Origin of the sequence: Pseudomonas sp. 13B_3.2_Bac1 (assembly GCF_025466205.1) — a bacterium.
Lineage (GTDB): Bacteria > Pseudomonadota > Gammaproteobacteria > Pseudomonadales > Pseudomonadaceae > Aquipseudomonas > Aquipseudomonas fluorescens_H.
In genome coordinates this window covers 16,538-41,781 of the sequence record NZ_JANLOG010000015.1, presented here as the reverse complement: position 1 = coordinate 41,781, position 25,244 = coordinate 16,538, and the positions used below count along the sequence as shown (strand labels likewise).

At 60.1% G+C, this 25,244-nt stretch carries 27 protein-coding genes and 1 tRNA gene; 8 read left to right on the top strand and 20 right to left on the bottom strand.

From position 1 onward, the window contains the following. Positions 1-227 precede the first annotated feature (227 nt). The 5 genes from NTD85_RS02600 to NTD85_RS02580 form a co-directional block, all read right to left on the bottom strand. Complete coding sequence (locus tag NTD85_RS02600; protein ID WP_027614510.1) at positions 228-1,148, bottom strand: LysR substrate-binding domain-containing protein; 921 nt, start codon at positions 1,146-1,148, stop codon at positions 228-230. Positions 1,149-1,222: 74 nt separating this feature from the next. Further along, positions 1,223-3,319, bottom strand: coding sequence for a DUF6311 domain-containing protein (locus NTD85_RS02595; RefSeq protein ID WP_262141345.1), 2,097 nt, complete (start codon positions 3,317-3,319; stop codon positions 1,223-1,225). Beyond that, positions 3,316-3,702, bottom strand: coding sequence for a GtrA family protein (locus NTD85_RS02590; protein ID WP_103485626.1), 387 nt, complete (start codon positions 3,700-3,702; stop codon positions 3,316-3,318). Before NTD85_RS02590 ends, NTD85_RS02595 begins: the two co-directional genes overlap by 4 nt. Continuing rightward, positions 3,699-4,409, bottom strand: coding sequence for a class I SAM-dependent methyltransferase (locus NTD85_RS02585; RefSeq protein ID WP_003222586.1), 711 nt, complete (start codon positions 4,407-4,409; stop codon positions 3,699-3,701). The genes NTD85_RS02590 and NTD85_RS02585 overlap by 4 nt, the downstream gene beginning before the upstream one ends. A gap of 3 nt (positions 4,410-4,412) precedes the next feature. Then, positions 4,413-5,378: a glycosyltransferase family 2 protein gene (locus NTD85_RS02580; RefSeq protein WP_262141344.1), complete on the bottom strand. Its 966-nt coding sequence runs from the start codon at positions 5,376-5,378 to the stop codon at positions 4,413-4,415. A gap of 275 nt (positions 5,379-5,653) precedes the next feature. On the opposite strand from NTD85_RS02580, the gene NTD85_RS02575 reads away from it, so the two are divergent. Continuing rightward, positions 5,654-5,845, top strand: a complete 192-nt coding sequence (locus NTD85_RS02575; protein WP_262141343.1) for a YegP family protein — start codon at positions 5,654-5,656, stop codon at positions 5,843-5,845. A 154-nt stretch (positions 5,846-5,999) separates the two neighbouring features. After that, the gene (locus NTD85_RS02570; RefSeq protein ID WP_003222579.1) at positions 6,000-6,206 is read left to right on the top strand and encodes a hypothetical protein; all 207 of its coding nucleotides are present in this window, start codon (positions 6,000-6,002) and stop codon (positions 6,204-6,206) included. Between the two features lie 81 nt (positions 6,207-6,287). Here the strand turns inward: NTD85_RS02570 and NTD85_RS02565 are convergent. The 5 genes from NTD85_RS02565 to dapA form a co-directional block, all read right to left on the bottom strand. After that, positions 6,288-6,377: transfer RNA gene (locus NTD85_RS02565), tRNA-Ser, on the bottom strand. 84 nt (positions 6,378-6,461) lie between these two features. Then, positions 6,462-7,175 (bottom strand): phosphoribosylaminoimidazolesuccinocarboxamide synthase, encoded by a 714-nt coding sequence (gene purC, locus NTD85_RS02560; RefSeq protein WP_003222578.1) that lies wholly within the window; start codon positions 7,173-7,175, stop codon positions 6,462-6,464. A 28-nt stretch (positions 7,176-7,203) separates the two neighbouring features. Continuing rightward, the gene (locus NTD85_RS02555) at positions 7,204-7,965 is read right to left on the bottom strand and encodes an MBL fold metallo-hydrolase (protein ID WP_102354439.1); all 762 of its coding nucleotides are present in this window, start codon (positions 7,963-7,965) and stop codon (positions 7,204-7,206) included. Between the two features lie 4 nt (positions 7,966-7,969). Next, positions 7,970-9,085: an outer membrane protein assembly factor BamC gene (gene bamC / locus NTD85_RS02550; RefSeq protein ID WP_003222574.1), complete on the bottom strand. Its 1,116-nt coding sequence runs from the start codon at positions 9,083-9,085 to the stop codon at positions 7,970-7,972. 17 nt (positions 9,086-9,102) lie between these two features. Continuing rightward, entirely contained in the window at positions 9,103-9,981 is an 879-nt protein-coding gene (gene dapA / locus NTD85_RS02545) for a 4-hydroxy-tetrahydrodipicolinate synthase (protein WP_226501565.1), read from the bottom strand. Positions 9,982-10,306: 325 nt separating this feature from the next. On the opposite strand from dapA, the gene NTD85_RS02540 reads away from it, so the two are divergent. Then, on the top strand, positions 10,307-10,867 hold the full coding sequence (locus NTD85_RS02540; protein WP_003222572.1) for a glycine cleavage system protein R: 561 nt from the start codon (positions 10,307-10,309) through the stop codon (positions 10,865-10,867). A 10-nt stretch (positions 10,868-10,877) separates the two neighbouring features. After that, positions 10,878-11,351, top strand: coding sequence for a peroxiredoxin (locus NTD85_RS02535; RefSeq protein WP_003222570.1), 474 nt, complete (start codon positions 10,878-10,880; stop codon positions 11,349-11,351). 121 nt (positions 11,352-11,472) lie between these two features. Here NTD85_RS02535 and NTD85_RS02530 read toward each other — a convergent pair whose 3' ends face one another. Next, positions 11,473-12,543, bottom strand: coding sequence for an AI-2E family transporter (locus NTD85_RS02530; RefSeq protein WP_003222568.1), 1,071 nt, complete (start codon positions 12,541-12,543; stop codon positions 11,473-11,475). A gap of 32 nt (positions 12,544-12,575) precedes the next feature. Continuing rightward, positions 12,576-12,815 carry a sulfurtransferase TusA family protein gene (locus NTD85_RS02525; protein ID WP_003222566.1) on the bottom strand — a complete coding sequence of 80 codons (240 nt, stop codon included), beginning with the start codon at positions 12,813-12,815 and terminating at the stop codon, positions 12,576-12,578. A gap of 98 nt (positions 12,816-12,913) precedes the next feature. Between NTD85_RS02525 and NTD85_RS02520 the strand changes: the two genes are divergently transcribed. Next, positions 12,914-14,347, top strand: coding sequence for a M48 family metalloprotease (locus tag NTD85_RS02520; protein ID WP_003222564.1), 1,434 nt, complete (start codon positions 12,914-12,916; stop codon positions 14,345-14,347). A gap of 79 nt (positions 14,348-14,426) precedes the next feature. On the opposite strand, the gene NTD85_RS02515 is transcribed toward NTD85_RS02520, so the two are convergent. The 4 genes from NTD85_RS02515 to rpoE form a co-directional block, all read right to left on the bottom strand. Next, positions 14,427-15,857, bottom strand: coding sequence for a DegQ family serine endoprotease (locus NTD85_RS02515; protein WP_003222562.1), 1,431 nt, complete (start codon positions 15,855-15,857; stop codon positions 14,427-14,429). 210 nt (positions 15,858-16,067) lie between these two features. Continuing rightward, positions 16,068-17,030, bottom strand: coding sequence for a MucB/RseB C-terminal domain-containing protein (locus NTD85_RS02510; protein WP_103485631.1), 963 nt, complete (start codon positions 17,028-17,030; stop codon positions 16,068-16,070). 8 nt (positions 17,031-17,038) lie between these two features. Then, positions 17,039-17,626 (bottom strand): sigma-E factor negative regulatory protein, encoded by a 588-nt coding sequence (locus NTD85_RS02505; protein ID WP_003222558.1) that lies wholly within the window; start codon positions 17,624-17,626, stop codon positions 17,039-17,041. Between the two features lie 30 nt (positions 17,627-17,656). Continuing rightward, positions 17,657-18,238: an RNA polymerase sigma factor RpoE gene (gene rpoE, locus NTD85_RS02500; RefSeq protein WP_003172477.1), complete on the bottom strand. Its 582-nt coding sequence runs from the start codon at positions 18,236-18,238 to the stop codon at positions 17,657-17,659. Between the two features lie 558 nt (positions 18,239-18,796). On the opposite strand from rpoE, the gene nadB reads away from it, so the two are divergent. Beyond that, complete coding sequence (nadB, locus tag NTD85_RS02495; RefSeq protein WP_003222555.1) at positions 18,797-20,413, top strand: L-aspartate oxidase; 1,617 nt, start codon at positions 18,797-18,799, stop codon at positions 20,411-20,413. Here the strand turns inward: nadB and NTD85_RS02490 are convergent. Further along, the gene (locus tag NTD85_RS02490) at positions 20,382-20,834 is read right to left on the bottom strand and encodes a protein YgfX (protein WP_262141342.1); all 453 of its coding nucleotides are present in this window, start codon (positions 20,832-20,834) and stop codon (positions 20,382-20,384) included. The two genes, nadB and NTD85_RS02490, sit on opposite strands and share 32 nt — an antisense overlap. After that, a complete protein-coding gene (locus NTD85_RS02485; RefSeq protein ID WP_003222550.1) occupies positions 20,818-21,072 on the bottom strand; it encodes a succinate dehydrogenase assembly factor 2 in 255 nt (84 codons plus the stop codon). The genes NTD85_RS02490 and NTD85_RS02485 overlap by 17 nt, the downstream gene beginning before the upstream one ends. Positions 21,073-21,221: 149 nt before the next feature. Between NTD85_RS02485 and NTD85_RS02480 the strand changes: the two genes are divergently transcribed. Both NTD85_RS02480 and NTD85_RS02475 read left to right on the top strand, forming a co-directional pair. After that, the gene (locus NTD85_RS02480) at positions 21,222-22,163 is read left to right on the top strand and encodes a YgfZ/GcvT domain-containing protein (protein ID WP_262141341.1); all 942 of its coding nucleotides are present in this window, start codon (positions 21,222-21,224) and stop codon (positions 22,161-22,163) included. Positions 22,164-22,198: 35 nt separating this feature from the next. Then, positions 22,199-23,020: an HDOD domain-containing protein gene (locus tag NTD85_RS02475; protein WP_003222547.1), complete on the top strand. Its 822-nt coding sequence runs from the start codon at positions 22,199-22,201 to the stop codon at positions 23,018-23,020. A gap of 152 nt (positions 23,021-23,172) precedes the next feature. On the opposite strand, the gene NTD85_RS02470 is transcribed toward NTD85_RS02475, so the two are convergent. Then, positions 23,173-24,558: a sensor histidine kinase gene (locus tag NTD85_RS02470; RefSeq protein ID WP_003222546.1), complete on the bottom strand. Its 1,386-nt coding sequence runs from the start codon at positions 24,556-24,558 to the stop codon at positions 23,173-23,175. Further along, entirely contained in the window at positions 24,551-25,222 is a 672-nt protein-coding gene (locus tag NTD85_RS02465; RefSeq protein WP_003222545.1) for a response regulator, read from the bottom strand. The genes NTD85_RS02470 and NTD85_RS02465 overlap by 8 nt, the downstream gene beginning before the upstream one ends. Between the last annotated feature and the right edge of the window lie 22 nt (positions 25,223-25,244).

Here is a 25,244-nt window from a genome sequence, read left to right as displayed (position 1 = left end):
GGAATTGTGCGCGGATCTGGAAGAATCGCGGACGATGTTTTACTGACCTGTGGGGGGGGGGGGGGGGGGGGGGGGGGGGGGGGGGGGGGGGGGCGCCCCCCCCCCCCCCCCCCCCCCCCCGCCCCCCCCCCCCCCCCCCCCCCCCCCCCCCCCCCCCCCCCCCCCCCCCCCCCCCCCCCCCCCCCCCCCCCCCCCCCCCCCACTCCTACAAAAGATTTGTGTGGGGGTCAGGGCGCGGTCAGTGGCCGTTCACTCATGAATGCCTCAAGCCGCGAGCGCAGCCAGCGCTCGGCCGGATCGCTGTCGACATGGCTGAGCCAGACCATCGACAGATCCAGCATCGGCGTTTTGAAAGGGAACGGTTCCTTGAACAGCAGCCCGGAGGCAGCCATGGCTTCGGCGGTGTAGTCCGGCAGGCTGGCGATCAGGTCGGTGCCGGCCAGCAATGCCGGCAGCGCACTGTATTGCGGCACCGACAACACCACATGCCGGGTGCGACCGATTTCCGCGAGCCATTCATCGGCATAGCCGCTGATGTTGGCCGTATGCGACACCAGCACGTGCGGACGTGAGCAGTATTCATCAAGGGTCAGCGGCGAATCGGAGGCATCGGCGCGCAGGATGCTCGGCTGGATATGCCGTAGCAGTTTGCGCTTGGCATTGGCCGGCAAACCTCGGGTCTGGCTGATACCGACAGTGATGTCGCCGGCGGCCAGCAGGTCGGGGATGCGCCAGTAATCGACGTGTTGCACCACGAATACCACGCTGGGAGCCTCTTGGCGCAGCGCCCGCAACAACGGAGGCAACAGACCGAACTCGACGTCATCGGACAGGCCGATGCGAAACGTCATATTGCTCACGGCCGGATCGAAGTCGTGGGTCAGGCTCAGGGCCACAGACAGTGAGTCGAGGGCCGGCGACAAGTATTTGAACAGTTCCTCGGCCCGGGCAGTCGGCTCCATGCGATGGCCGACGCGGATAAACAGCGGATCGTTGAACATCGCGCGCAAGCGATTGAGCGCCGAACTGATGGTCGGCTGGCCGAGAAACAGCTTTTCCGCCGCCCGGGTCACGTTGCGTTCGAGCATCAAGGTCTCGAACACCACCATCAGGTTGATGTCGGCCTTGCGTAATTCATTTCGATTCATCCATTGCCCCCCCGGTCCCAGACTGGAGGGCAGTGTAGAAAGGCCTTGGGTACGGCGTCCATCACCACGATGGCTCAATCTACCGTCAGTTGCCTGATGCCAAGGGCCATGACCCTTGTATCGTCGTTGAGCCCCAACTGCTGCGGACTGATGGCGTCCGGCAGTTGCAGCTCGATCGTCAGTCGATCATCGTCCTTCAGGCGTTGACTGAGCGCAGCACTGATCGGAATGTCCAGACGGTTAGCCTGGAATTGCGTCAGTTGCGTGGACAGCACCTGCTGGCTATTCAAGCTCACAATGACCCGCTGGCCAGGGTGTTGTGGCTGGATGAATGCCAACGCATCGATGACGATTGAGCGCGCTTGCGGCGACACCCGCAAAACGATTTGCGCCCGCTGCCCTTGTGACCATGTGCCCCAGTTCTCCGGCGTCGACCAGCCGTCGGCCAGTTGCCGCGCTTTATGATTGAACGTCAGCGCCTGCCCGGGTTGAAGAAGTGGAATCAGCGACATCTGCCGTCCTTCATCATGGACGGACAGGCATTGCGCACAACGTTTCCAGGCAGGCGCGAGCACTACCACGCCATCCACTCGCGTCAGCAGGTCGGTGTCGCTGTTGATGCTTTTGGCGGCCGCCTGCACCACCTCATCGTCGAGGATATACAGCGAGTCCGTGTCGTACTGACCCGACTCAAGCATGCCTCGAGCCTTCTGTTGGGCCTCGGCCGTCGCCGATGTACTCATGCGCCCCAGATAGACCGCGTCGGTTTTCATGCCGTGGGTGGCTGCGAAACCGGCCACCATCTGCCAGCGATCCGGCTGATTCTGCGGCAGCAGAATACGCACCTTGGCGTAATGCGCAGCCGCGCTGGCCCAGAATGGATCCTGCATCGGCGTGCTCCAGACCGAGGCTGGCGCGACCGTTTTGCCCTGCCTCAGGCCCATCCAGCCGTTACGGGTGTCGACCACTTGCACCGTCACCGCCAACGCCAGCAAAGCGATGGCCACGCGCGGACGATAACCGCGCACCACCAGAAAAATCAGGGCCAGGCTCAGCGCATAGAACACGGGCCAGAACATTCGTCCCGACGCACGAAAGATATTCGCCAGGCCGACGATTTTTTTCGGCAGCGGGTAGTGAGCCGTCCATGCGCCGACTCCGATCTGGTTTGAAAGGGCAAACAGGAACAGGCCAAACAATGCCAGCAACAGCCAGGGCCTGGCACGTAGTTCATTGCTCACGACCTGCCTGTTCCTCAGCCAGGCAATCAACGACAACGGCGCCAACAACAGCACGCCCAGGCCGAGGTAATTGAAGCCTTCGTAGTCGCCACTGGCCTTCGGCAGATCAGGCAGGATCAACGACCAGCCCGCCGGGTCGACGGGCGACAGCAGATTCATTCGGTAGAGACCGAAACCTCCGGAGGCCGCGCCATCGGCAATGGCAAAGTAGCCTGCCTGCCAGCAACACACACTCACCAGGGCGAAGAGCGTCACGCCCTCAATCAGACTCTGGCGACGGGTCAATTGTTGGCTGAACGTCTTGCCGAGCAGATCCGCCACCCAGATCAGCGCGACCATCGCCAGCAAGTACGCATGCACCAACGCTGTCACCGCCAATAGCGTGCCCCACGCCAGACGGCGGCGATGCAGATTCGGCAGGAGAGCCAGATACAGTGCGGCGAGGATCAGAAAATGTCCGGCAAGGGAAAGGTGTCCGCCCATGCGCAGGAACATTGGCGGCGAAAACACCAGCAACGCGGTGCCCAGCAAGCGAATCAGCGGCTGGGCGGTTATCAGCCCGAGCAGTTTCCAGGCGAACCAGGCTTGCAGTACAAAACACGCCAGCAGCCACATTCCGAAATACTGAAAGGTCTCCGGCAGCCATGCGCTGAAGGGTTTGAACAGCAGCGCCAACAGCGGATTGGAGTCGGAAAAAATAATCGAACTGCCCAGTTCCAGACCATAGAACGGGTTGAGTCCGACCGGAAACGTCCAGGGCGAATGCCGAAAGAATTCCCAACCCAGATAATGCGTCGCTGGATCGCCCTGCTCCAGCCAGGCAATGTTTTGCGGATCCAGCGCCTGCGGCCCGATCACGACAAAAAACATCAGCGCACCAAACATCAGCGGCAGTAAAGAAAGTACCGAATGCTTTGGCGCGGGGTTCATCGATAGGTCCAGAAATTGTGCAAGACGAAGGTGAACGCTGGAATCGTCAGTGCCACCGCGACGATGCCCAACAGATAATTCAACCCGGCCATCTGCGCGGCCCAGGCGACAAACATCGCCAACAGAAAACCGCACGCCGATACCGATAAAAATCGCAGCAATGTTCTGCCGTGCAGTCGGGCCGAGAAACTCCAGGTGGTGTTGATCACGTAAGACACCACCGTCGCCACGGCAAACGCCACACCGTTGGCCAGCGGCGGTTGAGGCGCAACGAAATTGATGAACAGCACCGCCACCAGCGCATGCAGCGCGGTGACGAACAGACCGGTCACGGCAAAGCGCAGACCGCGCTGGATCAGCGCTTTCCTGTCGCTTGAGGTCACGGTTTTTGCGCCAGCACAAACACGCTCAGGCCGGCCAGACGATTGTGGCCCATCAACGGCAGTTCAAGACTGCACAGCGTCTTGAGCACGCCGTTGACCAGCGGATGATGGCGCTTGAGCTGAGACTGCGGCGCTGCGGCCTGCGGCCCTTTGGGCAGCAACCGCAACGCCGCCGCGATCGGAAACACCGCGCCGAAAAAGTAAGCGCCGCGCTGCACGCTCAAACCGGCGTCACGGGCCAGGGTTTCAAACTGTGGCAGGGTGTAACGGCGCTTGTGCTCGAGAAAGTCATCATGGCCACTCCACAGGAACTGGAAGGCCGGCACGGTCATCAGAAAACGGCTGCCGGACGGCACCTTGTCGACGTAAGCCTTGAGCAGACCGAGGTCGTCATCGACATGCTCCAGGACGTCCATGAGCAGCACCAGATCAGCGTCGACGGCTTCGATGTCGCGGCGGTAATGCACCGGTTTGCCGGCGGTGGTCGCATCGGAATCGGCGGGGTAACTGATGTCGACGCACCACGCCTCGCGCGCAGCGGTTCGAGTCAGCAGGTGGTGGGAGAAAAAACCCGAGCCGGCACCCACGTCGAGAATCCGTGTGATCGGTGCATCACCGAGCAGACGCCGAGTCGCCGCCGCTTTGGAGCAGTAATACCAATGCTCATCGATGCTGTCGCCGAGGATGTCGGTTTCCTTGAGATCCATGTTTCAGTCCTTGGGGTCGTAGACGCGACGCACCAGAAAAACCGGCCGGCGTTTGGATTCAATATAAGTGCGGCCCAGGTACTCGCCGAGCACGCCGATGCCGATCAGTTGCAGGCCACCGAGGAACGTTACAGCCACCATGAGCGAGGCATAACCGGGCATATCGACGCCATGGATCAGCGTGCGCACCACGATAAAAATGGCAAAGGCAAAAGACACCAGTGAGACCGCCGCGCCGATGTAAGTCCAGATTCGCAGAGGCTCGGTGCTGAAACTGGTGATACCTTCCAGCGCGAAATTCCACAGCCGCCAGCCGTTGAATTTGCTCTGCCCCGCCACGCGCTCGGGCCGCTCGTAATCAACGTGGGTGGTGCGAAACCCGACCCAGGCGAACAGACCTTTCATGAAGCGCCGGGACTCGGGCAAGGTCAGCAAGGCATCGACCACGCAACGATCCATCAGACGAAAATCACCGACGTTTTCCGGCAGCGGTTGCTCGGCGATCTTGTTGTGCAAACGATAGAACCAATGCGCCGATGTCTGTTTGGCCCAGGTGTCGCTGCGGCGGCTGATGCGGTGACCGAGCACCACTTCATAGCCTTCGCGCCAACGCTCGATCATTTGCAGGATGACTTCGGGCGGGTCCTGCAAGTCGGCGTCAATGGGGACAACGATCTGCCCGGAGGCGATCTGCAGGCCAGCGGACAACGCCGCCTCCTTGCCGAAATTGCGGCTCAGATCGACGATCCGCAGACGCGCGTCGTGCTGCTGACGCTCCAGCAGCCGCTCAAGTGTGGCATCAGTGCTGCCGTCATTGACGAACACCAGCTCCAGCTCGATCGACGGCTGATGCTGAAACACTTCGTCAATGCGCAGGATGAACGCGTGGAGACTGTCCTCCTCGTTAAAAACGGGGACAACCAGCGATAACCTGACCCGTGTGGCCGGTGGCGTTCCGTGCTCAGTCAATGGAGTGCTCTTTTTATAGTGATTGTCGGTCGTCGAAGATTTTCGACGCCATGAGCCGTCCCGTATTAAGCAGTAGCGCCGATAGCCTTGCAAGGTGGAATTGGCGACATTTTTGCCAATCCAGACGCCGATGCGTGCGCTCTAGTCCGCACTCTTCAGAAACATCTGCCAACGATTGGAAACAAATGCCCGATAGCGAAAAAAACTCGCTCCGCTAGGCTTGCGACGATGCGCCACACAGGTTGTCGCAAACACCATCGCAAGGAGCGAACTGAATGTATTTCGAGATCTACCGCCAATCCAAAGGCACCCCGAGCACCGGCAAAGGCCAATGGCGCTGGAGGCTGCGGGCGGGCAACCACGAGACGATTGCCAGTGGCGAGTCGTATGTGAACAAGGCCGATTGTTTACATGTGATCGAGTTGATCAAGGGTGTGCAGGCGGAGACACCGGTGAAGGAAATCTGACCGCGCCGCCCGGCATGGCGCCGCGTCTTACAGCGTCTTCCTTTTTTGCCTGACCCACTGGCGAAGCACTTTTGCGCCCCTACGCTCTTCAGCGTATGGGGCGATCCAGCCCTGTTCCGCCACATGACATTCAACTCAAAAAAGGAGCCGCACCATGGCTAGAGACAAAGCGAAAGACGACAAGCACTTCAACTGCACCCAAACGCACGAAGCCGACTACGTCGCCAGCCTCTATCCGCACGCCAGGGACGAAGTGAAAACCTTCCTGGCCTCGGCTTGCAAGGACAACACACTGCGCAATTCGACGCACAAGCAAGTGTATGACCTGATCAAACAGAAGCTGGGGCACTCGCAACCGTGAGTGACTGAGGCGGGCGCTCGATAAAACCCGCAGAAACAAAAAAGCCCCGCAGCTTCTCAGCTACGGGGCTTTTTCTATGTATGGCGGAGAGATAGGGATTCGAACCCTAGGTACCGGTGAAGGTACAACGGATTTCGAATCCGTCCCATTCGGCCACTCTGGCATCTCTCCAACGGCGCGCATCATAACAACACTTCTGCGGAAAGCAAACCCTCTTTCGCAAATTTTCTCCGTGCTATCAGATGCTTGCGTCGATTAAAGCGGTACACCCAGACGCTTGGCGACTTCTTCGTAGGCTTCGATGACGTCACCGAGGCCCTGGCGGAAGCGGTCCTTGTCCATTTTCTTCTTGGTGTCCTTGTCCCACAGACGGCAACCGTCCGGGCTGAACTCGTCGCCCAGGACGATGGAGCCGTCGCTGAACACGCCGAACTCAAGCTTGAAATCGACCAGCAGCAGGCCGGCGTCGTCGAACAGTTTGCTCAGGACTTCGTTGACCTTGAGCGACAGTTCCTTCATGCGCGCCAGTTGCTCGGCGGTGCCCCAGCCGAATGCCACGACGTGGGATTCGTTGATGAACGGGTCGCCCTTGGCGTCGTCCTTCAGGAACAGTTCGAAGGTGTACGGGTTGAGCTTCATGCCCTCTTCGACGCCCAGGCGTTTTACCAGGCTGCCGGCGGCGTAGTTACGCACGACGCACTCGACCGGGATCATGTCGAGTTTCTTCACCAGGCACTCGTTGTCGCCCAGCAGTTTGTCGAATTGGGTCGGAATGCCGGCCGCTTCGAGTTTCTGCATGATGAAGGCGTTGAACTTGTTGTTCACCATGCCTTTGCGGTCGAGCTGCTCGATGCGCTTGCCGTCGAACGCCGAGGTGTCGTTGCGAAACAGCAGGATCAAGCGGTCAGCGTCGTCGGTCTTGTAAACCGATTTGGCTTTGCCGCGGTAGAGTTCTTCACGTTTTTCCATGATGGGCTCCGCTTGCTAAGTAGATGGGCTAGGCGATATGGCGCCAGTCGAGCCCTGAATCTTGATCGGCCAGTTGCAGCCAGTCCGGGTCGCACCCGAGGGTGTCGACGAAACATTGCCGGGCCAGCTGCGGCAGGTTGTTCTTGCTGCTCAGGTGGGCGAGAACCAGATGCTGCAAGCCCTGCCACCCCAACTCGGCCACCAGGAATGCCGCCTGATGGTTGTTCAAATGTCCCAGCTCGCCGCCCACCCGTTGCTTGAGAAAGTACGGATAGTGACCACGGGCCAGCATGTCGCGACAGTGGTTGGACTCGATCATCAACGCATCGAGATCCCGATAGCCGTCCAGCACCCGCTCGCAGTAGGAACCCAGGTCGGTCAGCAGGCCGAAGCGCCGCTGCTCGTTATCACTGAATACATACTGTGTCGGCTCTTGCGCATCATGGGCCACGGCAATGACCCCGATATTCAGTGCGCCGATCTGCAGCTGCTCGCCGCCGGCCAGAAAGCCTGCGGGTTCGATCGGTTTGCGCATCCCGCGCAGTGTGCCGCGACTGAGGTAGACCGGAAGATTGTAGCGCCGAGACAGCAAACCCACGCCATGCACGTGGTCGGCATGTTCGTGGGTTACGAGTATCGCGCTCAGTTGCGCCGGGTTCACACCCAGGCGCAACAGGCGTTTTTCGGTTTCCCGCAGGGAAAAACCACAATCCACCAGCACATACGTATCAGCGCTGGCGATCAGCGTGCCGTTCCCTTGGCTACCGCTGCCGAGAACGGCAAAGCGCATGTGATCAGCCCAGGTTGTCCTGAATCACGCTCAACACTTTGCGTGCCACATCGGCAGGCGCAACGGTGTTGATGTTCTTCTCGACGGTTACCTGAACGTTTTCACCGACCTTGCTCAGGCGAACCTGATAACGCTCGGCGCGGGCTTCAACTTCTTCCTTGGTCGGCGCACTGCCGAACAGGCTGCTGAAGAAACCAGGCTTGTCGTCTTTCTTCTCGGCTTTTTCGGCCAGGTTGATGTAGTACAGGCCCAGGCTGCGGTTGATGTCTTCAACACGCCACTGACCTTGCTCCAGCGCACGACCGACGCTCGACCAGGCACGATCCAGGTCCGGACCGACGTTCAGTACCGGGTTACCGCTGCCGTCTTCGCTGAGGCTGACACGGCTTGGGGTATCGAAGTCACGCGAAGCCAGCATCGACACCGAACCGCCCTTCTCGGAGATCCGGCTCATGCTCGCGAGCATGTCGTCGACCAGCGCGGCGTCCAGGCCAGTGTTGACCGAACGGTTGGTGAAATCGACATCGGCGGTGCTGCCGGCAGGACGCTCGGCGCTGACCACGTAGATCTCACTGGTGTTGCGCTGCACGCCTGGCTCGATACGCACCCGCACGCGGGTTTCGCTGTCGGCACCGACACCGGCTGCGCTCAGGCGCTTGGCCATGGCGGCGGACAGTTCGTCGGAATGCTGCCATTTAGTCGTGAATTCGCCGGTTTGCGGGCGCTGTTCATCCAGACGGAAACCGTTGTCCTGGAAGAACTGCACCGCCACTGGCCAGACTTCGGCCGGCTGATGCTGGGCCATGACCCAACGCGAGTCGCCGCTCTTCTGCAACGAGTAGTCGGTCGCGTCGGCAATCGCCGACAGCGGTTGTGGACGCGGCACCACGTATTCGCCCTTGGCGGTGTCATCAGCCACGTTGCGCGGGATCGGCAACAGCGGATCCAGACGCTTGGAGGTGCTGACATTCGGTGGCAGTTGCATCGGTGGAGTCTGTTGCGCTTCCAGGTAATCGCTACCACGGTCACGGAAATAACCTTCCGGGCCCCAGACCCATCCGCAGCCACTGGTGCTGGAGATAATCAAGGCAAGTGCGGAAAGTCCGGCCATTCGCTTCATGCGTTGTACTTCCTCAATTAAACCAGGACGCTGCACTGGCGCAGGGCCGTGCGAAGCGTTTCATGACAAGGAGCGCTCAGCCAGGTCAGCGGCAAGCGGATGCCTTCGTGCATCAGGCCCATTTCAACCAAAGCCCACTTCACCGGAATCGGGTTGGCTTCGATGAACAGGTCCTTGTGCAGCGGCATCAGTTTTTCGTTGATTGCCCGTGCGGTGTCGGCGTCGCCATTCAGCGCAGCCTCGCACAGATCAGCCATTTCGCGCGGGGCGACGTTGGCGGTCACGGAGATATTGCCTTTGCCGCCCAGCAGGATCAGCTCGACCGCGGTCGGATCATCGCCGGACAGCACGATGAAGTCCTCGCTCACGCCGTCGATGATGGCTTTGGCGCGTTTCAGGTCGCCGGTAGCTTCCTTGATGCCGATGATGTTCGGCACAGTGGACAGGCGAATCACGGTCTCGGCCTGCATGTCGCAGGAGGTGCGGCCGGGAACGTTGTAGAGAATCTGCGGAATGTCGACCGCTTCGGCAATGTGCTTGAAGTGCTGGTACAGGCCTTCCTGGGTCGGCTTGTTGTAGTACGGAACCACCAGCAGGCAGGCATCGGCGCCGGCTTCCTTGGCGTTGCGGGTCAGTTCGACGGCTTCGCGGGTCGAATTGGCGCCGGTACCGGCGATCACCGGGATACGGCCGGCAACCTGTTTGACCACGGCTTTGATGACGGCGATGTGTTCTTCTACATCAAGGGTTGCCGACTCGCCGGTGGTACCGACCGCGACAATGGCATGGGTGCCGTTTTCAAGGTGGAAGTCCACGAGTTTTCGGAGGCTGTCCCAGTCAAGACGCCCTTGTGCATCCATGGGTGTGACCAGTGCCACCATACTGCCCCGAATCATGAAAACGCTCCTGCCGGAAAAAGAGAGCGGTAATGGTACTGGCGCCAAGATGCTTGCACAAGCGAAGTACTGCGCCGCCATTCCCCTTGGCGTCGGTTTTCGCTACCCTTCAGACTTTGATCGGTACAGATCAGCTTGTACGTCGGGCTCCAGCCTCCCCTGTCGGCCACCCAGGCCCCGTTCCAGTGTCGCTGCTGCACGCTCTGCCTATATTGGAGCGAATTGCGAGCCATGGCCCGGGGCTTTCTGAATCGGCACGCGCAGACGCATCCCGACGGCCAACGCCCATCGACCTACCGACCGCTCATCGCTTTAGGAATGCTGCATGTCCACCCCCACAGTTCGCGAACAATTCCTTGTCATCAGTGCCCTTGGCGCCAACCCCATGGAGCTGACTAACGTCCTGTGCCGCGCCAGCCATGAAAATCGCTGCGCCGTCGTCACCTCCCGTCTGACTCGCCATGGCGAATGCAGCGCTCTGGTACTGGAAATCTCCGGCAGCTGGGACGCCCTGGCCCGTCTCGAAGGCAGCCTGTCGGGCCTGGCCAAGCGCCACGCCTTTACCGTCAACGTGGTGCGCAGTGCCGCGCTGGAAAATCGCCCACAGGCCCTGCCGTACGTGGCCTATGTCAGCTCGGCGTATCGCCCGGACATCATCAACGAGTTGTGCCAGTTCTTCATGGATCACAACGTCGAGCTGGAAAACCTGACCTGCGATACCTATCAGGCGCCGCAGACCGGCGGCACCATGCTCAATGCCACATTCACTGTGACGCTGCCGGCCGGCACCCAGATCAGCTGGCTGCGCGACCAGTTCCTGGACTTCGCCGACGCAATGAACCTGGACGCGCTGATCGAACCCTGGCGCCCACAAAACCCAATGTAAGGAAGCTTTCATGGCCGTTGTCATCGACCAACCGGTTGCGGATTTCGAAGCACCTGCCACCAGCGGGCAGACCGTCAGCCTGTCCGCCCTGAAGGGCAAGCAAGTGGTGATCTACTTCTATCCGAAGGACAGCACCCCGGGCTGCACCACCGAAGGCCAGGGTTTTCGTGACCAGTACGCGGCGTTCCAGGCTGCCAACACGGAAATCTTCGGTATTTCCCGCGACAGCCTGAAATCCCACGAGAACTTCAAGTGCAAGCAGGAATTCCCGTTCGAGCTGATCAGCGACAAGGATGAAGCCGTCTGCCAACTGTTCGACGTGATCAAGCTGAAGAAGCTGTACGGCAAGGAATACCTGGGCGTTGATCGCAGCACGTTCCTGATCGACAAGAACGGGGTGCTGCGTCAGGAATGGCGCGGCGTGAAAGTGCCGGGGCATGTTGATGCGGTGCTGGCTGCGGCTCAGGCCCTGAATAAGGCCTGATATTTCTGCGTCGTTTTCACTGACGCTTTCGCGAGCAAGCCCGCTCCCACATAGACCTCGGTCAACTGTGGGAGCGGGCTTGCTCGCGAAGGGGCCATAGGCCTCAACGAATAATCCGGCTTTACAGTAACGGAGCTACAACCGGCTCCTTGCGCGGCCACGCATCCAGCACTGCCTTGAACAGCGTCGCCAGCGGAATCGCGAAGAACACTCCCCAGAATCCCCATAGCCCGCCAAACAACAGCACCGCGCAGATAATCGCTACCGGGTGCAGGTTGACCGCCTCGGAAAACAGCAACGGCACCAGCACGTTGCCATCCAGGGTCTGAATGATCCCGTAGACCGCCATCAGATAGATGAACTGATCGCTCCAGCCCCACTGGAACAAGGCAATCAGCAGCACCGGCACGGTCACCACCACCGCGCCGACGTACGGCACCACCACTGACACCCCGACCAGCAACGCCAGTAGCGCCGCATAGTTGAGGCCAAGGGCGACGAAGGCGATATAGGTCACACCGCCACAAATCACGATCTCGATGACCTTGCCGCGAATATAGTTGGCGATCTGCCGATTCATTTCCTGCGCCACGCGGGTGATCAGCGCCCGCTCTCGGGGCAGATAGCCGCGCACCCACTCGCCGATCATGGCCCGATCCTTGAGGAAGAAGAACACCAGGATCGGTACCAGTACCAGATAGATCATGATGTTGACCAGCAACGGCAGACTCGACAGCGAGAAGGTCAGCGCCCATTGGCCGAACTTGCCGATCTCGCCGCGCGCCGCTTCGATGGCCTGCAGTACCTGCTCGTCGGAGACCAGATGCGGATAGCGCTCCGGCAGCAGCAACAGCAGCGACTGCCACTTGGCGAGCATGCCCGGCAGTTCGTTGAACAGCGTGATCAACTGATGCCACAGCAGCGGCAAGACCACCACGATGAACACCAGCAACACGCCCATGAACAGCGCGAACACCAGCCCCACCGCCGCCGCACCAGGCAAGCGCATGCGCTCAAGAGCGAGCACCAGTCCTTGCATCAGATACGCCAGCACCATCCCGGCCAATACCGGCGCGAGCATCCCTCCGAGGGTGAGCACCGCGGTAAAGGCGAGAAACAGCAGCACCGCCAGCACCACCGCCTCTTCATCGGAAAAGTAGCGCTGAATCCAGTCGCGTAACACTTTGAACATCAATAATCCTTAGGTCTTTTACGCTGTCGGTTTCAGGCTTTTTTCAGCCAGTAACGGTAGACGCCTGCTTCGTCTTCTTCGCGCAGCAGCGTATGACCGGCCAGACGGGCAAAGGTGCGAAAGTCGCGCTGCGAGCCGGCATCCGTGGCGATCACCTTGAGCACGGCGCCACTGGGCAGCTTGTTGAGTTCCATTTTGGCCTTGAGCAACGGCAACGGGCAATTCAGACCACTGGCGTCCAGTTCACAGTCATGGGCTACAGGGTCGGTCATCGCGTCACTCCGGTTCGGGTAATTGAGCTGCCTAGAATATCTGGTCGCAAGCCCGGTGTCCGGCTACAGTAAGGTCTTTGTCTTCTAAGGCTTTGTGCATGACATTTCTGCGCCCTACCCTGCTGACGCTCGCTTGCCTGCTCGCCTCACCGGGCTTTGCCGACGATCTGCCGTCACTTGGCGACGCCAGTTCTGCCATTGTCTCACCGCAACAGGAATACCAGCTCGGCCGCGCCTGGCTGGCCATGTTGCGCAGCCAGGTTGCACAGCTCAACGATCCGCAGCTCAAGGACTACGTCGAGTCCAGTGTCTATAAGCTGGTGGAAACCAGCCAGGTGACTGACCGCCGTCTGGAGTTCATCCTGATCAACAGCCCGCAACTCAACGCCTTCGCGGCGCCGGGTGGCGTGGTCGGGGTCAACGGCGGGCTGTTCCTCAACGCGCAGACCGAGGGCGAGTACGCCTCGGTACTGGCCCACGAACTGGCTCACTTGTCACAACGCCACTTTGCGCGCGGTGTAGAAGCTTCGCAGCGGATGCAGGTGCCGATGATGGCGGCGCTGCTCGCCGGGATCGTGATTGCCGCCGCCGGGGGCGGTGATGCCGGGATCGCGACCATCGCCGGCACTCAGGCCGCAGCCATTCAGTCGCAACGCACCTTCTCGCGCCAGAACGAACAGGAAGCCGACCGCATCGGCATTCTCAACCTGGAAAAGGCCGGCTACGACCCGCGTTCGATGCCGACCATGTTCGAGCGCCTGATGCGTCAGTATCGCTTCGACGCCAAGCCGCCGGAATTTCTGCTGACTCACCCGGTCACCGAATCGCGTATCGCCGACACCCGCAACCGCGCCGAGCAGGCACCACAGGGCGGTATTGAAGACAGCATGCGCTATCAGTTGATTCGTGCCCGCGTCCAACTGATCTATGAAGAAACTCCGGGCCTGGGCGCCAAGCGCTTCCGCGCCCAATTGGACGAGAACCCGAAGAACGACGTGGCGCGCTATGGCCTGGCGATCGCCCAGATCAAAGGTGCTCAGCTCAATGAAGCGCGGGAGAACCTCAAGCAGTTGCTGGCCAAGTCGCCGAACGAGATCATCTACAACCTCGCGCAGATCGACCTGGACATCACCAACAACCGCCTGCCGGATGCGCAAACGCGGGTTGACCGGATGCTCACGCAATATCCGGGCAACTACCCGCTGAATCAGGTCCGCGTCGATCTGCTGCTGAAACAGAATCGCACCGCCGACGCGGAGAAAGCCCTTGAAGGCCTGCTCAAATCCCGCCCGAATGATCCGGACGTGTGGTATCAGGTTGCCGAAACCCGTGGCTTGTCAGGGAACATCATCGGCTTGCATCAGGCTCGCGCCGAATACTTTGCGCTGGTGGGTGATTATCGTCAGGCGATCCAGCAGCTCGACTTTGCCAAACGCAAGGCTGGCAGCAACTTCCCGCTGTCCTCGCGGATCGATGCACGCCAGCGTGAGCTGATGGAGCAGGAGCGCATGATCAAGGACATGATGGGCTGAGTTTTCGTCCTCGAAACATTGTTTCAGGCATAAAAAAACCGCCTCTTTCGAGGCGGTTTTTTATTTCACCGCAACCGGATTATTCAGCCAGTTTGAAGGTGATGAAGCTGGCCCGGCCTTGACGCAGAACGCGCATCGACACCGAACGATTCTTCGGCAGCGCCTTGGCGATCTCGCCGAACTCCTTGGTGGAGCCGATGGCCTGGTTGTTCAGGTGAGTGATCACATCACCCGGCTGCAGACCGATCAGGGCTGCAGGACCATCCTGGACGTCCTTGATGACCACGCCGCCTTTGAGGTCGTAGGCTTTCTTCTGTTCATCGGTCAATTCGACCACCGACACACCGAGGCGGTTGCTGCTGCTTTCCGCGCCGGATTTCGGTAGCGATGCCAGCTCTTTGTCTTCGTCCGGAATTGCGCCGACTGTCAGCTCGACATTCTTGCGCTTGCCGTCACGAATCACTTCGAGGTTGGCCTTGGCGCCCGCCTTCAGCGCACCGACCAGGTGTGGCAGGTCGGCAGACATGACGATCGGCTGACCGTTCATGCTCAGGATCACGTCACCCACTTGCAGGCCGCCCTTGGCTGCCGGACCGTCATCCTGAATCTGCGCAACCAGCGCACCGGCCGGCTTATCAAGACCGAACGACTCCGCCAGATCCTTGTTTACTTCCTGGATGACCACACCCAGCCAACCGCGACTGACCTTGCCACCGCTTTTCAGCTGATTGGAAACGTCCATGGCTACGTCAATCGGGATGGCGAACGACACACCCATGAAACCACCGGAACGGGTGTAGATCTGCGAGTTGATCCCGACCACTTCACCGTTCAGATTGAACAGCGGACCACCGGAGTTACCCGGGTTGATCGGCACGTCGGTCTGGATGAACGGCACGTAGTTTTCGTTCGGCAGGCTACGGCCGACGGCGCTGACGATACCCTGGGTCACGGTATGGTCAAAGCCGAACGGCGAACCGATCGCCACAACCCACTGACCAGCCTTCAGGTCCTGGGACTTGCCGAGCTTGAGCACCGGCAGATCCTTGCCATCGATTTTCAGCAGGGCTACGTCGGAACGCGGGTCGGTGCCGATCAGCTTGGCTTTCATTTCACTGCGATCAGCCAGACGCACGAGGATTTCGTCGGCATCGGCAATCACATGGTTGTTGGTCAGGATGTAGCCATCCGATGAAATGATGAAGCCCGAACCCAGCGATTGCGCTTCACGCTGGCGATCACCGCGTGGCGAACGCTGCTGAGGCGGCATGCCACGCTCGAAGAACTCGCGCAGCATCGGCGGCAAGCCTTCCAGGTCAGGCATCTGCTGGTTCACTTTGCGATCAGGCAGCTTCTGCGTGGTACTGATGTTCACCACCGCAGGCGAGGCCTGTTCAACCAGTTGGGTGAAGTCCGGCAAGTCGGCCGCCTGGGCAGCGGGAACAGCCTGACCGAGCACCAGCACGGTGGCGAAAATGGAGAGATAAGACTTCAAGCTAAGTATCGACATACAGCTCCCGTTACGACGAGCAGGGTTAAGCGATATGGAGCAAGGAACACCGGGAACCGCGGGCCGGCATTTTTGTTCCGGGAACAACAGACAAGGCCAGAGCCGTGAGGCTCTGACCTATAAAAAACTTTCGGGTGATTTGCAAATGAAAATGCTGAGCAAACATTTCATCTACGTCTCGACGAAGAGGTGGAAATGACTGAAATCAGCTCACTGCTTGCTGGTTGCAGCGCCATCGTTACGCATCGACAGGGCAATCCGTTCGGCCGTGCCAATGGGTATTTCACCGACCACCGTCACCATCATCTCGCCTTCAGGCGTGGTCAGGCGGCGGGAAACAGCGACGGTCGGCCCGAGCTGTGTGCGGGTATCGGTGACTGTCGCGCCGTTCAACGGCTCGAGAAACACCGAAAACCGCGCCAGCCCGTCGTCATACATCAGGCTGCTGACCTGAGTCTTGGTTTCCGGGTCTTTGTGCGAGGTACTGCTGGTCAGCACAAACCCCGGAGGCAGCCAGTCCGAATGCCAGACCTGGGCCGTCTTAACGGCGGAGGCCTTGTCACTGTCGAGGGTGATTGCCTTGCAATCGGTGCCAGGTTGCAGATCTTTGTCAGAAGGGGCATCCGCGGTATCAAGGCTGGTGAACTGGAAGCGCTCGAGTAACTGCCCCTTGTCATTGAGCAGCAACGACTTGAGTGGCAAACCAGTCTGTTTATCCAGATGCAGTTCGAAACCGTAGCGATGCTGGTCACGAGGCGTCAGCGAAACGATTACCGCATCACGCCCGGCCACGCGCGACTTGCCGATGACAGCAAGGTCATACCAATTTTTCAGCTTTTGGGGATCAAGCGAACGAGCGGTCGAGTTGGGTGAGTCTCCCAACCCCGCAATCAGGGTGCCGCTGACGCATTGAGTATGTCCATCAACGCGCACGACTTCCTGAGCCGAGCCATCGAGCTGAAGCAAACGCTCGCGGACCTGGCCATTCTGGACACGATGCCAGATGTTGTGGGTAGAAAAACTACCGTTACGCTCGTATACGAAAGTGCCGTGGAAGCTTTGCTGCTGCTCGGCTTGGCCCAGGCGGGTCAACCAGTCCTGAGCCTCGTCGGCATGGGCTGGAACAACGAACCAGCCGCCAAGCAGAAGCGAAAGTAGAGGTATGGCGCGCATGATCCTCCTTAACGGTTTTCCATGCTTGCTGCACGCGCATAAGGCAGTGCGCTTTCAGTACCTTTCAGTGCAGCCTGCTGGGCATGCTGACGCAGATAGCCTGGCAGACGCTGATCGTGCCAGCCTGGCTGACCTTGCAGTACACCATTGGCCATCGGGCCTGTGGTTTCCGAGCTTTCTTTGTAGCCTGCCAGAACAGCCGGGCCTTTGACCTGAGGCGCAACCAGCGAAGGCTGATTGGACTGCTGGGCCAACTCGACGCCAGCGATTTCGTCCTGATTGTACAGGCGCACACCGGCCAGCACCGCAACAGTCACCGACGCTGCAACGGCCAGACGGCCAAGATTGCGCCATGGGCCACGGGATACTTTGGCTGGAGCCGTTTCGTCTTCCAGCGCAGCAGAAACTGCCGCAGCAATGTCCAGACGCGGAAGTAGCAGATCCTTGTGCATCGCTGCCCGAGCGATCTGATAACGAGCCCAGGTCTCACGGGTTTCAACATCGTCCAGTGCATTGATCACTCGACGCAATTCCAGTTCGTCCGCTTCGTTATCCATCACTGCGGACAGCGATTCCTGCAGGGCTTCACGACTCATGGCGTTCCTCTCTTGGCTGTCGCCGCTGTCTCAGTTTTCCTGCAACAACGGCTGCAGGGCTTTATCGATGGCCTCCCGGGCGCGGAAAATCCGGGAGCGCACGGTACCCACCGGACACTGCATGACGCTCGCAATGTCCTCGTAACTCAGACCATCGAATTCACGTAAAGTTAAAGCCGTACGTAAATCCTCTGGCAGTTGCTGAATGGTTCGATGGACGGTGCCTTCGATCTCATCCCGCAGCAATGCGCGTTCCGGTGATTCGAGATCCTTGAGGCCGTGATCGCCGTCGTAGAACTCCGCATCTTCAGAACTTACATCGCTATCCGGCGGCCGGCGGCCGCGTGAAACCAGATAGTTTTTTGCCGTGTTGATGGCAATGCGGTAAAGCCACGTATAGAACGCGCTGTCTCCGCGAAAGTTTCCTAGCGCTCTGTAGGCCTTGATAAAGGCTTCCTGAGCCACATCCTGGGCTTCATGGGTGTCGTGCACGAAACGCACGATCAACCCGAGAATTTTGTGCTGATACTTCAGCACCAGCAGATCGAAAGCTCGCTTGTCGCCACGCTGAACGCGCTCGACCAGCTGCTGATCCTCTTCCTGGGTTAGCATGAACACTCCTCGATAAGCATGGAGGAGGCTTGCATAACTAAACGACCAGACTTGCAAACATAGACTCGGGCTTTTCGCAAAAGTTCTCCCCCTCCAGGCAAGTTTCCTGCGGGCTCTGATTTGGCACGCACGAAAAACGCAGCGCGGGATAAACCGGCTGCGCGAATAATCTTGTCATCGGTTCGCCGGCAAAACCCAATTCGCAGGTTTTGCATTGAAGCCGACACTGTCCCGTGCTTCAGGCAACGGACTATTGATCTTGGGCCTCTGGCAAAAGTTCCAATTATTTATAGCCGCGCTCAAGCGACATTGAGCGACCGTGCGCGGAAAAAGCCTGTTTCATCCTCGATACAGTCGCCTTTTCCCAAAACGACGGAAAAAAACGTCCGACGAAGCGTCAAGCTTTTGTCGTCACAGTAGTTTCACAATGCCATACGAGCCCGGCTATTGTGCCGCTCCCCCCCTCTATATACTAGTGGGCTGTGTGGCTGTCTTGACTCGCCGATCCAGCTGTCTTGCGCCACCCCCGATCCGGGTCGCTTTGAGCGGAATCCTGAAATGAGCCAACAGTTTCAACACGATGTTCTGGTCATTGGCAGCGGCGCTGCCGGTTTGAGTCTCGCGCTGACCCTGCCGGGTCACTTGCGCATTGCCGTATTGAGCAAAGGCGATCTGGCCAACGGCTCGACCTATTGGGCTCAGGGCGGTGTCGCTGCCGTGCTGGACGATACCGATACTGTCGAATCCCACGTCGACGACACCCTCAACGCCGGCGGCGGTCTGTGCCATGAAGACGCGGTGCGCTTCACCGTCGAGCACAGCCGCGAAGCCATCCAGTGGCTGATCGACCAAGGTGTGCCCTTCACCCGCGACGAACAGTCCGGAACCGAAGACGGCGGTTTCGAATTCCACCTGACCCGTGAAGGCGGTCACAGCCATCGACGCATCATCCACGCAGCCGATGCGACCGGTGCAGCGATTTTCACCACCCTCCTCGCCCAGGCCAGAGAGCGCGCCAATATCGAGTTGCTTGAGCAACGGGTTGCCGTAGATCTGATCACTGAGCGCCGTCTGGGCATGGACGGCGAGCGTTGCCTCGGCGCCTACGTGCTGAATCGCGCGACCGGCGAAGTCGACACCTACGGCGCGCGCTTCGTGATCCTTGCGTCAGGCGGCGCGGCCAAGGTCTACCTCTATACCAGCAACCCCGACGGCGCCTGCGGTGATGGCATCGCCATGGCCTGGCGCTCGGGTTGCCGGGTGGCGAACCTGGAATTCAATCAGTTCCACCCCACTTGCCTGTATCACCCGCAGGCCAAGAGTTTCCTGATCACAGAAGCACTACGTGGCGAAGGCGCGCACCTGAAGCTGCCCAACGGCGAACGTTTCATGCCGCGTTTCGATAAACGTGCCGAACTGGCGCCACGCGACATCGTCGCCCGGGCCATCGACCATGAAATGAAGCGTCTGGGCGTCGACTGCGTCTACCTCGATATCAGCCACAAGCCTGAAGCGTTCATCAAAAGCCACTTCCCGACCGTCTACGAACGTTGCCTGGGTTTCGGCATCGACATCACCAAGCAACCGATCCCGGTCGTACCGGCAGCGCACTACACCTGTGGTGGGGTGATGGTCGACCAGCACGGTCGTACCGACGTGCCGGGGCTGTACGCGATCGGCGAAACCAGCTTCACCGGTCTGCATGGTGCCAACCGCATGGCCAGCAACTCGCTGCTCGAATGTTTCGTCTATGCCCGCTCGGCGGCAGCGGACATTCTTGCGCAACTGGATGACGTCGCCGCGCCAAACGCCCTGCCCGAGTGGGACGCCAGCCAGGTGACCGATTCCGACGAAGACGTGATCATCGCCCACAACTGGGACGAGCTGCGTCGGTTCATGTGGGACTACGTAGGCATTGTGCGCACCAACAAGCGCCTGCAACGGGCTCAGCACCGCGTGCGTCTGTTGCTGGACGAGATCGACGAGTTCTACAGCAACTATAAAGTCAGCCGCGACCTGATCGAGCTGCGTAATCTGGCGCAAGTTGCCGAACTGATGATCTGCTCGGCCATGGAACGCAAGGAAAGTCGTGGACTGCATTACACCCTCGACTACCCGAACCTGCTGCCCGAGGCGCTCGACACTATTCTGGTGCCGCCCACCTACGCCGGCTGAACTTGAGCCGCACCCGCAGGCGTCGATGCACATCGGCTGCCTGCGAGTCTCGCGGTACGCAGAGCGAGCGCACCCGCCGCTCCCCGCGCAAACGAAAACGCAGCACCACAATCAGTGGCAACGCCAGGCTGTCGGGGCGCAACTGAACCGCTTGCCAGCCACCCGCCTGATTCCATAACTGCCAGCCATCGGCGTCGCGGCGCAATCCGCAAAAAGCCTGCGGATGCTTCAGCAGAATCTGCCGTGGCACCACCCAAGCGGCATGCAGCAGACAGGCGAAAGCCCCGAGCAGACTGACCCAGAGTGGAATCGACAGAAGAAACAAGGCACCCAAAGCGAACGCCTGGGCCAACAGATACGCCGCCAGCAACTGCCGTGAGGCATGCCAGCGGCATTCGAACGTGTTACTTGGGCTGAACACGGTCCAGGATCATCCGCACCATGCGCTGCAGCTCAGGGTCTTCGGACTCGCTGCGCTCCATGAACCAGCCGAACATATCCTGATCCTCACAGGTCAGCAGACGGACATACAAGTCGCGATCGACCTGGTTGAGGTGCGGATAGACCTCTTTCACGAACGGCACCAGCAGCACGTCAAGTTCCAGCATGCCACGGCGGCTGTGCCAGAAGAGGCGATTGAGTTCAACTTGTTCGACCATGGAGCCCTCCTCAAATAGGCGCGCAGTATACAGCCCCGGCGCGGGTCGCACAGTCGGCTTTGGTCGGGCACCACCGATCCTTTATCAACTACCCATTTCAACAACGCGCCCTTATGATGTGCCCCAGACTATTTACCCTGCGATGACCCATGGCCGATTCTGCTTTTTTCTGCACCCTGTCTCATGAAGGCGTACTCGCGGTTCGCGGCGTGGATGCCGGCAAATTCCTGCAAGGCCAATTGACCTGCAACATCAATTACCTCAGCGACAGCCAGGCCAGCCTGGGCGCGCGCTGCACGCAAAAAGGCCGGATGCAGTCGAGCTTCCGCATTCTGCTCGAAGGTGACGGCGTGCTGCTGGCGATGGCTAGCGAACTGCTGGAGCCACAGCTGGCGGATCTGAAAAAGTACGCGGTGTTCTCCAAATCCAAACTGACCGACGAAAGCGCCGCCTGGGTGCGTTTTGGCCTGGAGCACGGCGACGCAGCGTTGGCCAGCCTGGGTCTGAACCTGCCAGGCGTAACCGACAGCGTGGTGCGCAACGCAGGTCTGATCGCGATTCGCGTCTCGCCGGATCGCGCCGAACTCTGGGTTCCGGCCGATCAAGCCGACGCCATCAAAGCCAAGTTGGCCACCGCCCTGCCTGAAGGCGAATTGAACCAATGGCTGCTGGGGCAGATCCGCGCCGGTATCGGTCAGGTCATGCCGACCACCCGCGAGCTGTTCATCCCGCAGATGCTCAACTTGCAGGCCGTCGGTGGCGTAAGTTTCAAGAAAGGTTGCTACACCGGCCAGGAAATCGTCGCGCGCATGCAGTACCTCGGCAAGCTCAAGCGTCGTCTCTACCGCGTGCAGCTGGACGCGAGCGAACTGCCGGAGCCGGGCACCCCGCTGTTCGCCCCAAGCCATGGCAGCGCCATCGGCGAAGTGGTGATTGCTGCCCACGCCGAAGAAAAAATTGAACTGCTGGCGGTGTTGCAGGCCGAAGCTGCCGAAGCGGGTGATTTGCACTTGGGCGCCCTCGAAGGGCCTGCCCTGCATTTGCTCGACTTGCCCTACGAACTGGATCGCGACCGCGAAATCCAGCGCTGATCGCAGCTTTTGTTGCAACACCCTAGAGAGTCCACATGAGCGAGCTGGCGGATAAGGTCCAACAGGATTTGGTTGAGGCCATCGATAACGATGACCTGGTTCTGCCAACGTTACCGGAAGTGGCCCTGCAAATTCGCAAGGCCGCCGAAGACCCGGAAATCAGCGTCAGCACCCTGAGCAAAGTGATTGGCCGTGACACGGCGCTGTCGGCGCGCCTGATCAAAGTGGTCAACAGCCCGTTGCTGCGCGCGACCCAGGAAGTCACCGATCTGCACACCGCGATCACCCGGCTGGGTGTCAACTACAGCAGCAACCTGGCCATCGGTCTGGTGATGGAACAGATCTTCCACGCCCGCTCCGAAGTGGTCGAACAGAAGATGCGCGAAGTCTGGCGCAAGAGTCTGGAAATCGCCGGTGTCAGCTATGCGTTGTGCCGTCGGCATACCCAACTCAAGCCTGATCAGGCAGCGCTCGGCGGACTGGTGCATCAGATTGGCGTGCTGCCGATCCTGACCTACGCCGAAGATCACTACGAACTGCTGTCAGACCCGGTCAGCCTCAACCATGTGATCGACCACATTCATCCACTGTTGGGCGACAAACTGTTGCGGGTCTGGGAGTTTCCCGAGCAACTGGTGGCGTTGCCGGGGCTGTACCTGGATTTCAAACGCGACTCGGCGCACATCGATTACGTCGATCTGGTGCAGGTGGCGAGTCTGTATTGCCACAAAGACAGCGATCATCCGATTTCACGGATTGATCCGCTCAGTGTGCCGGCGTTCAGGAAACTGGGGATCGATCCGGAGAACAAGGAATTGTGCGCGGATCTGGAAGAATCGCGGACGATGTTTTACTGACCTGTGGCGAGGGAGCTTGCTCCCGCTGGGCTGCGAAGCGGCCCCAAAACCAGGCAGCCTCCCTTCATCAGGCAAACCTTGCACTCAGGGATCACGACTGCTGCGCAGCCGAGCGGGAGCAAGCTCCCTCGCCACAAAAGCCATCTCGGCTGCTATCCGGCGATAAAACTCACTCGAACCTTCAAACCGGCCTGCTCGCCATCATGCAACGTGATCTGCGCCAGATGCGCCCGGCAGATTTCCCCGACAATCGCCAGCCCCAACCCTGAACCTGCGACCTGCTGATTGCGCCGGTAGAAGCGTTCAAACACTCGATCACGCTCCTCCAGCGGAATCCCCGGCCCGTCATCTTCAACCTCAAGCACCGCCGGTGCCGCAACCCGCAGAATCACATTGCCGCCCGGCGGCGTATGCGCCAGCGCGTTGTCCACCAGGTTGCTCAGCAGTTCATTGAGCAACGTCGGTTCACCTCGCAACCACACCGGCTCATCCGCCTCCAGCGCCAGCGCGACCCCACGAGCATGCGCCAAGGGCGCCATGGCCATGCCCAATTCGCGGGCCAATTGACTCAGATCCAGCAGTTGCGCGCCGCCCTCGGCGATCGCCCGGGCACCGTTTTCCACGCGAGCCAGCGACAGCAGTTGATTGGCCAGATGGGTCAGGCGATCGGTGCTTTGCGCAGAGGATTCCAGGGTACTGCGCCAGGTTTGCGGTTCCGTCGAACGCAGCCCTAACTCCAGCCGCGCCTTCAACGCTGCCAACGGCGTACGCAGTTCGTGTGCGGCATCAGCGATGAACTGCGCCTGCCGTTCGAACTGCCCGCGCAACCGCTCGGTGAAATGATTGAGTGCACGCACCAGCGGCCACAATTCGCGCTGCACTTCCACCAGCGGCAGCGGCCGGAGGTCGTCCGACTGTCGTTCTTCCACCGCCGTGCGCAAACGCTCCAGCGGACGCAGCGCCGCACTCACTGCAAACCACACCAGCAACAAGGCGCCGATCGCGAGCATGCCCAGGCGCAGCAGCGTATCAGCCGCCAGACTGCGAGCCATGGCGACTCGCGCCTCGTCGGTTTCCGCGACACGGATTTCCGCCATGCCATTCATGTTCGGTTCGGTGACGGCCTTGAGCAGACTGACCACGCGCACGTTCTGCCCGCGATACGTCGCGTTGTAGAAACGCGCCAGCGCTGGATAGCTGTCGGTTCTCGGGGTGCCGGGTGGCGGCCCGGGGAGGTTTTCGTAGCCGGAAATCAGCTTCTGATGGATGTCGTTGACCTGGTAGTAAATCCGCCCGGCGCTGTCGTAGGCGAACGTATCGAGGGCCACGTAGGGCACGTCGGCGCTGAGCGTGCCGTCGCGCTGCGAGAGGCCGGCGGCGATGGTTCGCGCCGAGGCCAACAGGGTTCGGTCGTAGGCCGTGTCGGCGGCTTCGCGCCCGTTCCAGTACGCGCTCAAACCACTGGCGAGCATCAACACCACCAGCAACAACGCGAGGTTCCACAGCAACCGCCAGCGCAGGCTGCTGGGCTTATGCATCGCGGCTTTCCAACAAGTAACCGAGGCCACGGAAAGTCACGATCGCCACCGGTTGACCGTCGAGTTTCTTGCGCAGGCGATGCACGTAGATTTCGATCGCGTCGGGGCTGGCTTCTTCGTCGAGACCAAATACCTGTGCGGCCAGTTGCTCCTTGCTCATCACCCGTCCCGGGCGGGCGATCAACGCTTCGAGCACCGCCTGTTCGCGAGAGGTCAACGTGAGCAGTTCTTCGCCGAGGCTGAAGCGCCGGGTGTCGAGATCGTAGGCCAGCACGCCGCAACGCTGCTGACGCTCGCCACCGAGCACACTGCGCCGCAGCAAGGCTTTGACCCGAGCTTCGAGTTCGGTCAGTTCGAACGGTTTGGCCAGGTAATCGTCGGCGCCGAGATTCAAGCCGTGGACCCGGTCCTTCACATCGCTGCGCGCCGTCAGCATCAACACCGGCAGGTTCTTGCCGCGTGCGCGCAAGCGCGCCAGCACCTCGAAACCGTCCATGCGCGGCAGACCGACATCAAGGATCGCCATCGCGTATTCCTCGCTGCCCAGCGCCAGGTCGGCGGCCACCCCATCGTGCAGTACGTCCACGGTCAGACCGGTGCTCTTGAGCGCCTGAGCGACACTTTCGGCCAGTTGCAGATGGTCTTCGACGAGCAGGACACGCATGGATCGTTACCTCATTCACGGA

What these genes read in the sequence shown, in the direction of transcription:
- NTD85_RS02505 (WP_003222558.1), bottom strand. Translation starts at nt 17,626, where the DNA reads ATGAGTCGTGAAGCCCTGCAGGAATCGCTGTCCGCAGTGATGGATAAC.
- NTD85_RS02520 (WP_003222564.1), top strand. Translation starts at nt 12,914, where the DNA reads ATGACATTTCTGCGCCCTACCCTGCTGACGCTCGCTTGCCTGCTCGCC.
- NTD85_RS02595 (WP_262141345.1), bottom strand. Translation starts at nt 3,319, where the DNA reads ATGAACCCCGCGCCAAAGCATTCGGTACTTTCTTTACTGCCGCTGATG.
- NTD85_RS02470 (WP_003222546.1), bottom strand. Translation starts at nt 24,558, where the DNA reads ATGCATAAGCCCAGCAGCCTGCGCTGGCGGTTGCTGTGGAACCTCGCG.
- rpoE (WP_003172477.1), bottom strand. Translation starts at nt 18,238, where the DNA reads ATGCTAACCCAGGAAGAGGATCAGCAGCTGGTCGAGCGCGTTCAGCGT.
- NTD85_RS02600 (WP_027614510.1), bottom strand. Translation starts at nt 1,148, where the DNA reads ATGAATCGAAATGAATTACGCAAGGCCGACATCAACCTGATGGTGGTG.
- NTD85_RS02510 (WP_103485631.1), bottom strand. Translation starts at nt 17,030, where the DNA reads ATGCGCGCCATACCTCTACTTTCGCTTCTGCTTGGCGGCTGGTTCGTT.
- nadB (WP_003222555.1), top strand. Translation starts at nt 18,797, where the DNA reads ATGAGCCAACAGTTTCAACACGATGTTCTGGTCATTGGCAGCGGCGCT.
- purC (WP_003222578.1), bottom strand. Translation starts at nt 7,175, where the DNA reads ATGGAAAAACGTGAAGAACTCTACCGCGGCAAAGCCAAATCGGTTTAC.
- NTD85_RS02475 (WP_003222547.1), top strand. Translation starts at nt 22,199, where the DNA reads ATGAGCGAGCTGGCGGATAAGGTCCAACAGGATTTGGTTGAGGCCATC.
- NTD85_RS02555 (WP_102354439.1), bottom strand. Translation starts at nt 7,965, where the DNA reads ATGCGCTTTGCCGTTCTCGGCAGCGGTAGCCAAGGGAACGGCACGCTG.
- NTD85_RS02515 (WP_003222562.1), bottom strand. Translation starts at nt 15,857, where the DNA reads ATGTCGATACTTAGCTTGAAGTCTTATCTCTCCATTTTCGCCACCGTG.
- NTD85_RS02540 (WP_003222572.1), top strand. Translation starts at nt 10,307, where the DNA reads ATGTCCACCCCCACAGTTCGCGAACAATTCCTTGTCATCAGTGCCCTT.
- NTD85_RS02530 (WP_003222568.1), bottom strand. Translation starts at nt 12,543, where the DNA reads ATGTTCAAAGTGTTACGCGACTGGATTCAGCGCTACTTTTCCGATGAA.
- NTD85_RS02535 (WP_003222570.1), top strand. Translation starts at nt 10,878, where the DNA reads ATGGCCGTTGTCATCGACCAACCGGTTGCGGATTTCGAAGCACCTGCC.
- NTD85_RS02570 (WP_003222579.1), top strand. Translation starts at nt 6,000, where the DNA reads ATGGCTAGAGACAAAGCGAAAGACGACAAGCACTTCAACTGCACCCAA.
- NTD85_RS02585 (WP_003222586.1), bottom strand. Translation starts at nt 4,409, where the DNA reads ATGGATCTCAAGGAAACCGACATCCTCGGCGACAGCATCGATGAGCAT.
- NTD85_RS02525 (WP_003222566.1), bottom strand. Translation starts at nt 12,815, where the DNA reads ATGACCGACCCTGTAGCCCATGACTGTGAACTGGACGCCAGTGGTCTG.
- NTD85_RS02575 (WP_262141343.1), top strand. Translation starts at nt 5,654, where the DNA reads ATGTATTTCGAGATCTACCGCCAATCCAAAGGCACCCCGAGCACCGGC.
- bamC (WP_003222574.1), bottom strand. Translation starts at nt 9,085, where the DNA reads ATGAAGCGAATGGCCGGACTTTCCGCACTTGCCTTGATTATCTCCAGC.
- NTD85_RS02480 (WP_262141341.1), top strand. Translation starts at nt 21,222, where the DNA reads ATGGCCGATTCTGCTTTTTTCTGCACCCTGTCTCATGAAGGCGTACTC.
- NTD85_RS02485 (WP_003222550.1), bottom strand. Translation starts at nt 21,072, where the DNA reads ATGGTCGAACAAGTTGAACTCAATCGCCTCTTCTGGCACAGCCGCCGT.
- NTD85_RS02465 (WP_003222545.1), bottom strand. Translation starts at nt 25,222, where the DNA reads ATGCGTGTCCTGCTCGTCGAAGACCATCTGCAACTGGCCGAAAGTGTC.
- dapA (WP_226501565.1), bottom strand. Translation starts at nt 9,981, where the DNA reads ATGATTCGGGGCAGTATGGTGGCACTGGTCACACCCATGGATGCACAA.